The 13,190-nt window shown below is 53.6% G+C and carries 13 protein-coding genes; all 13 read right to left on the minus strand.

Going from position 1 to position 13,190, the window contains the following annotated elements; genetic code table 11:
- Nucleotides 1-50 precede the first annotated feature (50 nt).
- Nucleotides 51-938, minus strand: a complete 888-nt coding sequence (locus PS2015_RS09290; protein WP_169792290.1) for a DUF4892 domain-containing protein — start codon at nucleotides 936-938, stop codon at nucleotides 51-53.
- 49 nt (nucleotides 939-987) lie between these two features.
- Nucleotides 988-1,605 carry a DUF4389 domain-containing protein gene (locus PS2015_RS09295; protein WP_058021945.1) on the minus strand — a complete coding sequence of 206 codons (618 nt, stop codon included), beginning with the start codon at nucleotides 1,603-1,605 and terminating at the stop codon, nucleotides 988-990.
- Complete coding sequence (locus PS2015_RS09300; RefSeq protein WP_058021947.1) at nucleotides 1,587-2,645, minus strand: NAD(P)H-dependent glycerol-3-phosphate dehydrogenase; 1,059 nt, start codon at nucleotides 2,643-2,645, stop codon at nucleotides 1,587-1,589. The genes PS2015_RS09295 and PS2015_RS09300 overlap by 19 nt, the downstream gene beginning before the upstream one ends.
- A gap of 81 nt (nucleotides 2,646-2,726) precedes the next feature.
- Complete coding sequence (sthA, locus tag PS2015_RS09305; protein ID WP_058021948.1) at nucleotides 2,727-4,112, minus strand: Si-specific NAD(P)(+) transhydrogenase; 1,386 nt, start codon at nucleotides 4,110-4,112, stop codon at nucleotides 2,727-2,729.
- Nucleotides 4,109-4,291 (minus strand): (Na+)-NQR maturation NqrM, encoded by a 183-nt coding sequence (gene nqrM / locus PS2015_RS09310; protein ID WP_058021950.1) that lies wholly within the window; start codon nucleotides 4,289-4,291, stop codon nucleotides 4,109-4,111. The genes sthA and nqrM overlap by 4 nt, the downstream gene beginning before the upstream one ends.
- Nucleotides 4,288-5,373, minus strand: coding sequence for an FAD:protein FMN transferase (locus PS2015_RS09315; protein WP_058021951.1), 1,086 nt, complete (start codon nucleotides 5,371-5,373; stop codon nucleotides 4,288-4,290). The genes nqrM and PS2015_RS09315 overlap by 4 nt, the downstream gene beginning before the upstream one ends.
- Before the next feature lie 11 nt (nucleotides 5,374-5,384).
- Complete coding sequence (gene nqrF / locus PS2015_RS09320) at nucleotides 5,385-6,611, minus strand: NADH:ubiquinone reductase (Na(+)-transporting) subunit F (protein WP_058021953.1); 1,227 nt, start codon at nucleotides 6,609-6,611, stop codon at nucleotides 5,385-5,387.
- A 44-nt stretch (nucleotides 6,612-6,655) separates the two neighbouring features.
- Complete coding sequence (gene nqrE, locus PS2015_RS09325) at nucleotides 6,656-7,264, minus strand: NADH:ubiquinone reductase (Na(+)-transporting) subunit E (RefSeq protein WP_058021954.1); 609 nt, start codon at nucleotides 7,262-7,264, stop codon at nucleotides 6,656-6,658.
- 1 nt (nucleotide 7,265) lies between these two features.
- Nucleotides 7,266-7,934: an NADH:ubiquinone reductase (Na(+)-transporting) subunit D gene (locus tag PS2015_RS09330; RefSeq protein WP_058021955.1), complete on the minus strand. Its 669-nt coding sequence runs from the start codon at nucleotides 7,932-7,934 to the stop codon at nucleotides 7,266-7,268.
- Nucleotides 7,935-7,944: 10 nt separating this feature from the next.
- Nucleotides 7,945-8,736, minus strand: coding sequence for a Na(+)-translocating NADH-quinone reductase subunit C (locus PS2015_RS09335; protein ID WP_058021957.1), 792 nt, complete (start codon nucleotides 8,734-8,736; stop codon nucleotides 7,945-7,947).
- The gene (locus PS2015_RS09340) at nucleotides 8,726-9,943 is read right to left on the minus strand and encodes an NADH:ubiquinone reductase (Na(+)-transporting) subunit B (protein ID WP_058021959.1); all 1,218 of its coding nucleotides are present in this window, start codon (nucleotides 9,941-9,943) and stop codon (nucleotides 8,726-8,728) included. Before PS2015_RS09340 ends, PS2015_RS09335 begins: the two co-directional genes overlap by 11 nt.
- 14 nt (nucleotides 9,944-9,957) lie before the next feature.
- Entirely contained in the window at nucleotides 9,958-11,316 is a 1,359-nt protein-coding gene (locus tag PS2015_RS09345; protein ID WP_058021961.1) for a Na(+)-translocating NADH-quinone reductase subunit A, read from the minus strand.
- Between the two features lie 393 nt (nucleotides 11,317-11,709).
- Complete coding sequence (locus PS2015_RS09355; protein WP_058021964.1) at nucleotides 11,710-13,170, minus strand: glyceraldehyde-3-phosphate dehydrogenase; 1,461 nt, start codon at nucleotides 13,168-13,170, stop codon at nucleotides 11,710-11,712.
- Nucleotides 13,171-13,190 lie beyond the last annotated feature (20 nt).

Here is a 13,190-nt window from a genome sequence, read left to right on the forward strand (position 1 = left end):
ACTATCCCTGACAGGCAGTCGCCACAAGTTGTCCGACAGGAGGGGGAGACTTACTGCAGCACCGCGTCGATGCGTGAACCACAAGGCCCGGGGCGGCAGTAAGGGGCCAGAGGACCAACACCCTGAGGATTAATGCGATCGGCATCCACACCCAGCCGAATGAGAGCCTGCTGAGCAGCCAAAGCCCGGTTCATTGAACGCTGCTGCAATGTCTCCAGTGGCTGATCATCAGCCAGATGCCCCACCAGATAGATGCTCAGCAGCGCATCGGCCTGCATGACCTCTGCCAGCAGCTGCAACCCCTGCTCATCCACCAGCTCATCGTCTTCGTTAAATGACAGCCCTGGAATCACAATAACGCCATCGTTCTGTAAGCGCAGCTGCATAGCCTGGGCTGTTGCCAGTACGCCTGCACGCTGTTCATCGGCCTGTGCACCTGCCAGCTCCAGAAAATCCAGGTGCGCATACATGCGCCGATTTGCCCGGGTCACCACATACAGGGCCGCGTAGCCAACCCGCTCCTGACCCTGCGCTGTGACCTGGAATGTGCTGGCGAGGTAGGACTGATTGGCTTCCGGACCGTACAGAACGCGATTATTAAATTGATCGTTAGCCCAGAAATTACTGCTGCCACAGCCACGCCCCTGACAGGCAAACAGCTCTCGCTGACCGGCTACCAGCAATTGCGACCTAAAGTGGTTGTAAACTTCCTGCGCATCAAAGCCGTCAGGAATACGATAGGTGATGCGCCACAGGTTGCCACTGAATCGCTCCGCATTGCTCGGCGCCACGGTGCCAGCGGCCCGCTGCATTCGCCCCAGGGCCAGCGCATAGACGGTATTGTCATCGCGCTGAAAATTGACAATCTCGGAGCCGGGAAAGCGATCGATGCCGGGGAAATCAGACGAGCCCGGTGTATCTGCAGAGACTACCGTCATTCCCGCGCACAGCAACAGCCCCATGAGGCTTGAAAGTAAACTACGGATATCAGCTATCACCATCACCTTCAGTTTTTGCAGACTTGCCTGTTGTACGTGGTTTGCGGGCAGCCGGTTTAGGGGCAGCCGTACTTTTTTTGCTACTCGCAGCTTTTTTTGCTGCAGCCGTTTTTTTTGTTGCAGCCGGTTTTTTTCGTGCCACGGGTTTGGATTCCGCCTTGTCGGCTTTTGATTCGGGCTGCGATTCAGCCTTGGGTGATGGATCTGATCGAGGCCTGGGGTCAGGTTCGGACGTTGGCTCAGACTTTGACTCGGGCTCAGGCCTGGCGTCTGACGCTGGCTCTGAATCAGCCTCCGGCCCGGGCTTTGGTTCGGGATCGTTTTCCGGGTCTGACGTTTGCGGAAAACTAGAAAAAGGAAAGGGTCGCAGCTCTGAGTTATAAGTCAGATACGCAAGAATCTCGCTGACATAACCAGAAAGACCCGCACCCAGGCGTCGAAGATTCTGATTGTCGCCACCCGTCAGGAGACTGAATATGATCTGTGCCAGCATGATGACCAGCAGCACGACCCCCGTGACATAAAGGGCTACTACAAAGCCGGCCATGAATAATACCCGCAGCCAGGCTGACGGTTTTTTGAGGTTATCTACGAATTCGTCGGACATGCACTCGCTCCTGTCAATTGCTTGCTTCGGCTGGCTTCGTATTCGACATCCAGGGCACCTTCGCCATGCATCAGCGCCGAAATGACCTGATCCACTGCATACCCTTCGTACACAATCTTATACAGTCCCGAGGCCAGTGGCATGTAAATTCCGAGTTGATCGGCCTTTTCTTTGACCTGCTTCAGAGTATTGACTCCCTCGGCGACCTGCCCGAGTTCGGCTACGGCCTCCTGCAGTGACTTGCCCTGACCCAAAGCAAAGCCTACACGAAAATTCCGGCTCAACGAAGAAGAACAGGTTACAATCAAGTCACCGACACCTGCCAGTCCCAAAAAGGTCATCGGATCAGCGCCAAGTTCACGGCCGAAACGCGCCATTTCGGTCAGGCTTCGGGTAATCAACATGCTATTGGTGTTTTGCCCCATACCCATGGCAGAGGCCAGACCGGCAATAATGGCGTAAATATTTTTTAGAGAACCACCCAGCTCAACCCCAAACATATCGTCATTGGTATAAACCCGGAAATAATCCGACCGCAGTACTTCTCTGACCCGCTCTCGCACGGATTCACTGGAACTGGCAATGACGGTGCCCGTAAGACTTCGTGTGGCAATCTCACCAGCCAGATTGGGGCCGCTGAGCACTCCTGTGGGGGATTGCGGCAGCTCTTGTTGCAGAATCTGGCTCATCAACAGAAAGCTGCCAGCCTCAATGCCTTTGGTGGTGCTGACCAGAATGGTATCTTCGCTGACGGCAGGTTTGAGTTTACGGACCACGGTCCGGAAATAGGCACTGGGTACGGCCACAAATACCGTGCGACTGCCGGAAACGGCTCGCAGAATATCGTCAGTTGCATGAACCTTGTGGTCCAGACTGTATCCCGGCAAATACTGCGGGTTTTCGTGCAGCGCATTGACCTGCTCTACAAGCTCACTGTTGCGCATCCAGAAATTAACCCTGAAACCATTGCCGGCAATGATATTGGCCAGTACCGTGCCAAAACTGCCACCACCCAGAACACTGACTGTCTGTTCAGGCACTGAATTCTCCTTATTGTTTAATTTGCAATGACAGCGAGCATAAACGTGTTCTCACAGGCTGTGTAAGGCCGCAGCAGGCTTTTAAAACACCCGGTTCAGGCCATCCAGGGCGGCTATTCGATAGGCTTCGGCCATGGTTGGGTAGTTAAAAGTGGTATTGAGAAAATACTTCATCGTATTGGCCTTACCCTTCTGCTCCATGATGGCCTGACCAATATGCACGATCTCTGAGGCCTGGTCACCGAAACAGTGGATACCCAGAATCTCAAGGGTATCGAAGTGGAATATGATTTTCAGCATGCCCACCGACTCGCCCGTGATCTGGCCGCGGGCTGTATTGTTAAAAAACGCCTTGCCCACTTCATAGGGCACCTGTTCGGCAGTCAGTTCCTGCTCGGTACGCCCCAGCGTGCTGATCTCCGGAATGGTGTAAATACCCGAGGCCACCCGGTTGATGGCCACAAAATCATCCGGCGCCACAATAGCGTTGCAGGCAGCCCTGCCCTGATCATAGGAAGCACTGGCCAGCGAGGGCCAGCCGATTATGTCGCCAGCGGCAAAAATGTTCTCCACGGACGTCTGGTAACGCTCGTTAACCTGAACCTGGCCCCGGCTGTTTGCTTTTACACCCAGTTCAATCAGCCCCAGGCCGTCCGAATTGCCGGTTCGACCGTTAGCCCACAAAATAATATCACTCTTGATCTTCTTGCCAGACTTCAGGTGGGTCACGACATAATTATCGTGGTACTCGATTTCTTCGAACTCTTCTTTATGACGACTGCGCACACCAATGTCTCGCAGGTGATAACTCAGCGCATCGGAGATTTCCCAGTCAAGAAAGGAGAGCAGTGATTCGGCTGGATTGATCAATTCAACCTTGCAGCCCAGTCCGCCAAAGATAGACGCATATTCACAGCCGATTACACCTGCCCCGATCACAGTGACTTTTTTGGGCGTGTGATCCAGGGTGAGGATCTTGTCGCTGTCAAACAGACGCGGGTGATCAAAATCCACTTCAGCCGGCCGGTAGGGTCGCGAACCGGTGGCAACAATGAAATAGTCCGCCTTCAGGGTCGGACCCTTGCTGCCCAGTTTGATGGTGTTGGCATCCTGAAAAACGGCATGCCCCTGAATCACATCAACATCATTTTTTTCGTAATAGTTGCTGCGCAGATACACCTGCTCTTCAATCACCCGCTCGGCGTGGCGCATGATCTCCTGAAAACCGGGTTTATGCAGTGTAGCGAACTCTCTGAGCAGCGGGTTGGAACGAAACTGCATGACCTGCTTCACATAATGGCGCAGAGCTTTGGATGGAATGGTGCCCAGATGAGTGCAGTTACCGCCCACCTGATCCCGATCCGAGATCAGAGCCACCGACTTGCCATGTTTGGCAGCATTAATCGCCGCCGACTCACCAGCCGGCCCGCTGCCAACGACAATAATGTCGTATTTCTTGCGGATCATCGGGTGCTCTCTTCACATTTGGCAGGATTACCGCCGCACAGCTCGCAGGTTTGATCAATGCCGACATTGTTAAGCCCGCCACAGGAACCTTTGATCGGCTGACGCCCGAATATGACACCCACGGCCATACCGGCCACGACCAGCATCAGAATAACAAATGTTGCTAATACGGTTGTCATGGTGCTTCCTCCAGATAATGCGCGAAACGGGACGTATATCGCGCCTCAAAGCCATCCCCGTTGGGGGATTTTACTATAAAGTAGGCGGCCAGTCCGTGCTGCTCCGCCAGCTCTGCGGAACGCTGTTCCCCCATGACCATAAAGGCAGTGGCCAGGGCGTCAGCGGTCAGTGCGTCGTCAGCAATTACGTTAACAGCCGCCAGTTGATGAGTCACTGGCTTACCGGTAAAGGGATCAATCTCGTGCGAGTAACGAACACCGTCTTCCTCAAAATAATTACGGTAATCGCCGGACCCGGCAATGCCTAATGATTCCCCTTGCGTGTTCAACACCGCCCAGATTTCAGGCACCCCGTCTTCGGGTTTCTCAATAGCTGGTACCCAGGCGCTGCCGTCAGGCTTGAGACCCCGGATACGCAACTCACCGCCAATCTCGATAAAATAGCTGTTCTGCCCTACGCTATCAAAGTAATCAGCAATAACATCAGCTGCATATCCTTTGGCGATACCGCTAAGGTCCAGCTTTACGTCTCTTTCCTTGCGCAGACGGGGAGGCTGCAGACTGACCTGCAGGGCCTGATAGGACACCTGAGACTGCAGGCGGGATATTTCCGCCTGATCAGGAATACGGGTCCAGCTAAGCGAACCCTGTTGATCAGGGCCAAATCCCCAACGGTCAACCAGAGGCCCGACTGTCACATCAAAATACCCGCCAGTCATGTCACTAAAATGAAGTGAGCGATGTACCACATAGGCGAGCTCTGGCGATACATCCACCCATTGTCCGGGCTCACTGCGATTAAATTGTGACAATTCAGAGTCTGGCGCATAAGTCGACATCAATTCCCTGTCCAGTCTAAACAGGCGCTGCTCAATACCGTCTGCCAGCTCCTGATCAGACACTGATTCAGGAAAGCCGGCTATCAGAATCTGATACCGCGTGCCCATGGTCGCGCCATCAAGCTGATAAACCTGAGTCGGCGCCTCCGGTCTTAACCAGAGCCACAAAAAAAACAGCACCAGAAAGGCCAGCGTATAGCTGTAACGGCCTAACCAGTGCTGCAGTGTTGCGATCATTGCCATGCGGCCGGGGATCAGGAGAACTCGTCCAGCGCGATGTTCTCGTCTTCCACACCCAGGTCTTTCAGCATCTTGATCACAGACGCGTTCATGATGGGCGGTCCACACATGTAGTATTCACAGTCTTCCGGTGCCGGATGATCTTTCAGATACTGATCATGCACCACGTTATGGATGAAGCCGGTGAAACCTTCCCAGTTATCTTCAGGCTGCGGCTCAGACAGCGCCACGTGCCATTCAAAGTTGTCATGTTCAGCGGCCAGACGATCGAAGTCCTCAACATAGAACATTTCTTTCTTGCTTCGTGCACCGTACCAGAAAGTGATCTTGCGCTTACTGTTAAGGCGACATAGTTGATCAAAGATGTGTGAACGCATGGGAGCCATACCGGCACCACCACCAATAAACACCATCTCGTTGTCAGTTTCCTTGGCGAAGAACTCGCCGAAGGGACCAAACACCTTGATCTTGTCGCCCGGTTTCATGTTAAACACATAGGACGACATGATGCCCGGCGGGTGGTTGGTCCGCGGCGGCGGCGTGGCAATCCGGATGTTGAACTTGATGATGCCGTACTCTTCCGGATAGTTGGCCATGGAGTAAGCACGGATTGTGGTTTCATCACACTTTGACTTGAGATCAAACAGTTTGAAGTGTTCCCAGTCACCGCGGAAGCGCTCTTCAATCTCAAAGTCTTTGAAATCAACTGAATGGGGTGGCGCTTCGAGCTGCACGTAACCGCCAGCGCGGAAATCCACCACCTCGCCTTCGGGTATTTTCAGAACCAGTTCTTTAATAAAGGTCGCCACGTTATGGTTTGAGATCACCTCACATTCCCACTGTTTGACGCCGAAGAACTCAGGATCGACTTCGATCTTCATATCCTGCTTCACGGCTACCTGACAGGACAGACGCCAGTGTTCTTTGGCCTCACCCATGGTGAAGTGTCCGGCCTCGGTCGGCAACATGGAGCCACCACCATCAACCACTTTGCATTTACACTGGGCACAGGTACCGCCACCGCCACAGGCTGATGACAAATAAATACCGGCATCGGCCAGCGTGTTCAGCAGTTTGCCACCAGCCGGCACAGTGATGGTCTTTTCCGGATCGCCGTTAATCTCAATTTTCACATCACCTGTACTGACCAGGCGTGAACGGGCGGCGAGAATCATCACTACCAGCAGCATCACCACCACGGTGAACATCAAAGCGCCGGCTACAATCGTTGTGATATCCATTATTTCTGAAACCTTCTCACTTCAAAGTGACTGAAAAAAGTCTGTTACAGAGTCAGACCGCTGAAGGACATAAAGCCCAGTGACATCAGACCGGTGGTCACGAAAGTTATTCCCAGACCACGCAAACCAGCTGGAACATCACTGTACTTCATCTTTTCCCGGATAGCGGCCAGCAGTATGATGGCCAGCGCCCAGCCGGCACCTGCGCCCATGCCGTAGGCAACACTTTCAGGGAAGGTATAACTGCGTTCTACCATGAAAAGCGAGGCACCCAGGATGGCACAGTTCACTGTAATCAACGGCAGAAACACACCCAGCGCGTTGTACAGCGCCGGTACAAACTTATCCAGAAACATTTCCAGAATCTGCACCATTGCCGCAATTACGCCAATGTAACAGAGGAAACCCAGGAAGCTCAGATCCACATCAGACAGACCGGCCCAGGCTAGCGCGCCGTCTTTCAGCAGGTAGTTATAAATCAGGTTGTTCACGGGAACCGTAATGGTTTGTACCACAACCACGGCAATACCCAGACCGATAGCGGTATCGACCTTCTTGGAAACCGCCAGGAAGGTACACATGCCCAGGAAGAGCATCAGCGCCATATTTTCAACAAAAACCGCGCTGATAAACAGACTCAGATAATGTTCCATATCAATGAGCCCCCTTCTCGGCAGTGTGCGGCATCATTTCAAACTCATTCTTCTCCACTTGCTCATCGTACTTGTTACGCAAAATCCAGATAAAGAACCCGATAATAAAGAAGGCACTTGGCGCTAACAACATCAGACCGTTTGGCTGATACCAGCCACCATTGGCGACTGTTGGCAAAATGGTAATGCCCAGCAAGGTGCCGGAACCAAACAGTTCACGCAGCGTACCGACAACGATCAGCACCACGCTGTAGCCCAGGCCGTTGCCGATACCATCAATGAAGCTCAGACCGGGCGGGTTCTTCATGGCGAAGGCCTCAGCGCGACCCATCACGATACAGTTGGTGATGATCAGCCCCACAAATACGCTGAGTTGTTTGCTGATTTCGTAGGCAAATGCCTTGAGCACCTGATCCACCAGAATAACCAGCGAGGCGATGATAGTCATCTGAATGATGATACGAATACTGCTCGGCATGTGATTGCGGATCATTGAGATGAACAGGTTGGAAAATGCACACACTGTCGTTAACGCCAGGCACATAACCAGAGTCACTGACAGACTGGTTGTCACCGCCAGCGCCGAACAGACCCCGAGGATCTGCAGTGCGATGGGATTGTCCATAAAGATCGGTTTGATCAGGATGGTTTTGGAATTTGCTGCTGCCATAGATACCTCGTCAGCCTCGCACTTCGTTATCAAGGTAGGGGCCGAAACCACGCTCACCTAACCAGAATTCAATCATGTTCTCGACACCACGGCTAGTCAGTGTGGCGCCGGACAGCGCATCAACCTGTCGCTCTCCACCGGCACCACCTCCCTTCACGACACGGAAGGCCACATCGCCGCTTTCATCATAAATCTGTTTGCCGGGCCACTGAGCCTGCCAGCGTGGATTGCTGATTTCACCGCCCAGACCGGGGGTTTCCTGATGGTCGTAGAAACCGATACCACGCACCGTATTACCGTCGCTTTCCAGCGCCAGGTAACCGTACATGATACCCCACAGGCCGTAACCGCTGACCGGAATGACTACGCTTTCATATCCCGAGCTGCCTTCTATGACGTATACAGTGGCATATTTGGCGCGCCGACGAATGGAAGCCACATCCTCGGCACCGCTCAACGCATCCGACAGTGCCGGGTCATTGCGGGCGCTTTGCTGATCATAGGTTTCAGGATCCAGCCCCAGTTGCTGCAGCTCATCGTCAGTCAGATAACGACCGGCGTCCAGATCAACCATCTTGGGCGTGAATTCAGCAAACATGGCTGGCACATCGGCATTGGTATTCACCGTCGGATCAAACATACCGGCGGCAATCAGAATATTTTTGTTGCGATCCAGAATCTGGTTGGCTGTCTGCATGGGTTTAAGCACAACGGCCGCACTCGAAATCACAATCGAGCACACCACGCACAATCCCAGCGCCACCTTGATGGTGTTGCCAACGGAGTTCACATTAGACGACATTGCGGGCAATCCTCCGTTTGATATTGGCTTTCACTACGAAATAATCGATCAGCGGGGCACACAGGTTACCGAACAGAATAGCCAGCATCATGCCCTCCGGATAAGCCGGGTTGAGTACGCGGATCATCACAACCAGCATACCAATCAGAATACCAAACACCCATTTACCGGTATTGGTCATGGAGGCTGATACAGGGTCGGTGGCCATGAACACCATACCAAAGGCAAAACCACCCAGCACCAGATGCCAGTACCAGGGGGTAGCAAACGCCGGATTGGTGTCAGAGCCGACCATGTTGAGGAAAGTAGAGAAAATCACCATACCAACGAACACACCCAGCATGATGCGCCAGGAAGCAATGCGGGTGATGAGCAGAATTGCTGCGCCGATCAGAATCGCCAGCGTCGAGACCTCACCGATTGAACCCTGCATTCGACCAAAGAAGGCATCCAGCCAGGTCAGTTGCTCGCCGGTCGCGGCCATCACAGCGGGCAGACCGTCTGTGGCTATCTGGCTAAGCGCCGTTGCGCCAGAAAATCCGTCCACCGCCGTCCAGACAGAATCACCGGAAATTTGCGGAGCATAGGCGAAAAACAGAAAGGCCCTTCCCGTAAGCGCGGGGTTAAGGAAGTTTTTGCCAGTACCACCGAAGACTTCCTTGCCGACTATCACACCAAAGGAAATACCCAAAGCGGCCTGCCATAAGGGCAGCGAAGGCGGCACAATCAGAGCGAAAAGAATTGAGGTAACGAAGAAGCCTTCGTTGATCTCGTGGCCGCGTTTAATAGCGAACAGAACTTCCCAGAAGCCGCCAACAATAAATACCGTGGCGTAAATGGGCAGATAATACATGGCACCATGCCAGAAGTTATCCCAGATACTCTCCGGATTGTGTCCGGCCAGCAGACTGATCAGCGCACCGCGCCAGCCTTCCACTGACTCTATGCCCATGTTCATCATGGCCATATTGGCCTGATAACCGACGTTGTACATGCCGTAGAACATGGCGGGAAAAGCCGCAAACCAGACGGTGATCATGATGCGTTTGAGGTCGATACCGTCACGCACATGAGATCCGGCAACGGTGACTTTGCTCGGAGAGTAAAAAATGGTATCCACGGCTTCATATAGTGGATACATCTTTTCGTATTTGCCGCCTTTTTCAAACTGCGGCGCCATATCATCAAGTATTTTACGCAGACCCATGTTTCAGCTTTCCATCAAGTCTCTTTTTCGATACGCGTGAGGTTGCTACGCAGAATCGGACCATATTCGTATTTACCCGGACACACGTAGGTGCAAAGTGCCAGGTCCTCTTCGTCCAGTTCCAGACAGCCCAGATTCATGGCTGTTTCGATATCGCCAACAATCAGCGAGCGCAGCAGTTGTGTCGGCAGAATATCCAGCGGCATGATGGTCTCGTAACTGCCCACCGGCACCATGGCACGCTCACTGCCATTGGTCGTGGTTGTCATGTCCAGCTTTTTGCCTTTGAACAGACTGGTCAGATAGATACCCAGATTGGAGTGGCGGTTGCTGCCCGGCGACAGGTATCCAAACAGCGGACGCTCACGGCCTTCTTTCAGCACGGAGATCTGCTGGTGATAGCGACCCAGGAAATTTTCAGGATCTGCCACTTTGCGACCAGCCAGCACAGTGCCGGAAACAATCCGGTTTTCACCGTCCTTCAGTTCATTAGCCAACAATTCTGTTAGATTGGCGCCAACCCGGGTGCGCAGCAGGCGCGGACGCTTGACCTGAGGACCCGCCAGCGCAACCACGCGCTCATTCCAGATCTGCCCGGTGCTGAACAGCTTGCCAATGGCAATCACGTCCTGAAAATTAACGCTCCAGACCCACTTGTTGAGACTGACCGGGTCCAGAAAATGAATATGGGTACCTGTCAGGCCGGCTGGGTGCGGGCCATCAAAGTCTTCAACCTGCACACTGGATGGCAGACCCTGACCTTCCAGCCCGGCAAAGCTTCCGGCACGGCGGCATACAAACACTTTGCCTTCGGTCAGACGCGCCAGCACACTGATACCACGCAGCAGATCCTGCGCATGATCCCTTGCAACCACTTCTGGATCCATGGCCAGCGGATTGCTGTCCATCAGATTGATAAAAATCGAGGATGGTGTTGTCTGGGGATCCGGTACTCTACTGAATGGCCGGGTGCGCAGTGTGGTCCACAATCCGGAATCAACCAGATTCTCCACCACCTTATCGCGCTCCAGGCCAGCGATCTGCTCATCATTGTAGCTGGCAAAGGTTTCCTGATCTGACTGATCTTCATCCAGATCAATCACCAGTGACAGGAACACCCGCTTTTCACCCCGGTTAATGGCACGAACAGTACCGGTCCCCGGCGCGGTGTATTTAACACCTTCGGTTTTCTTGTCAGTAAACACCAATTGGCCCAGACGGACCCGGTCTCCTTCTCGAACTTCCATGGTGGGCTTCATGCCAACGTAGTCGTTCCCCAGTATCGCTACCGAGCGCACCGCAGCAGCATCTTCAATTGCCTGCTCAGGAGCACCATTTATAGGTAGGTCCAAACCGCGCTTAATTCTGATCATTCATCAGGCCTAGTCTTTAATTTTCAGGATTAACGTTTGTTTGTTACGTATTTCACGCCAGTCTGATACAGCGTACGCATACAGCACCACTGCGGCCTCGCGCCGCTCTGAGAGAGATATGTCACCCATCAAGAATGACAGACATTTTTTATGTGGCAGCCAGGTATCGGCGGGCGCCGTCAAAACGGGCATAATTATAGAGATAAGTGGCTTGATTTGCCACTGATTTGTTAACTTTCTGAGCCAATTCAGTGTCAGTTGATACACTGGGGACGGAGGCGGTGACGCGGGGGACGGAGGCGGTCTACGTCCCCACGCTTGGGGACGTAGACCGCCTCCGTCCCCCGCGTCACCGCCTCCGTCCCCCGCGTCACCGCCTCCGTCCCCAGCACATCAACCCTCTACCGGATAGACCCGGTAGTTAACGCCGGCCATGCGGTAGACCATGCGCACGACCTGGTTGCAGTAACCGAACTCGTTGTCGTACCACAGGTAGAGGACGCAGCGGTTGCCATCGACGATGGTGGCTGTAGAGTCGACGATCGCCGCTTCGCGGGTACCAACGAAGTCGCTGGAGACAGCATCGGGATCCTGGGTGTAGCTGATCTGGTTCTGCAGCGGTGAGTGCAGGGCCAGCAGACGCAGGAACTCGTTGATCTCTTCCTTGGTGGTGGATTTCTCCAGATTGAGCATCAGGATAGCCATGGACACGTTGGGGATTGGCACCCGCACGGCGTTGCCGGTCAGTTTGCCGGCCAGTTCAGGTACGGCCTTGACCACCGCTTTGGCGGCGCCGGTTTCGGTCAGTACCATGTTCAGCGCTGCGCTGCGGCCACGACGATTGCCGGTGTGGTAATTGTCAATCAGGTTCTGGTCGTTGGTGTAGGCGTGCACCGTTTCAACGTGTCCGCTGGCCACACCGTACTCGTCGTTCAGTACCTTCAACACAGGTGCGATGGCATTGGTCGTGCAAGATGCTGCCGTGATGATCTTGTCATCGGGGCTGATCTGATTGTCATTGATGCCATAAACGATATTCTTCAGGTTGCCCTTGCCTGGTGCCGTCAGCATTACTTTGCTGGCCCCTTTGGACTTCAGGTGCAGAGACAGACCGGCCTCATCGCGCCATTTACCGGTGTTATCAATCACCAACGCGTCTTCGATGCCGTACTGGGTGTAATCGATTTCATCCGGGTTGTTCGCGTAGATAACGTGAACCACATTACCGTTACAGATCAGACAGTTATTTTCTTCATCGATACGCACCGTTCCCTGGAACGTGCCGTGCACGGAATCAGAGGTAAACAGACTGGCACGCTTGATCAAATCACCTTCTTTACCGGGACGCACAACAACAGCACGCAAGCGCATGACCTCACCGGTGCTGGTGCGCTCGATCAGCAGCCTGGCAATCAGACGGCCGATGCGGCCGAAACCGTACAACACAATATCCTGAGACTTTTTGCTGGGCGGGGTTTTGTCACCCACCAGGTGCGCCAGTTCCTTTGCCACAAAATCTTCCACCGCAGGAGCGCTACCGTCTTTCTGAAGCTCCATGTATTTGACAGTCAACTTGCCCAGATCAATCTGACAGTGCCACAGATCCAGTTTGGCCAGCGCCATCAGCACGGGGTGCGACTCAAACTCCGACATCTCGTTACGTCCCACCTGGCGCACAAAACGATGTGACTTCATGATATTGGTCACAGATCGGTTATGCAGGGGACGGCCATAAATAAACACGCCGACATTGCGCTCGCTGTACAGACGTCCTACCACAGGAATCATTTCCTGGGCCAGGGCTTCTCTTGCTTTCCAATCGCTGAAATAATCATCCGGGCTGGGTCGAGTCACGTCAGTTACCTGTTTGTCAT

The sequence above is a fragment of the Pseudohongiella spirulinae genome, from assembly GCF_001444425.1.
In the GTDB taxonomy this organism is placed as follows: Bacteria; Pseudomonadota; Gammaproteobacteria; order Pseudomonadales; family Pseudohongiellaceae; genus Pseudohongiella; species Pseudohongiella spirulinae.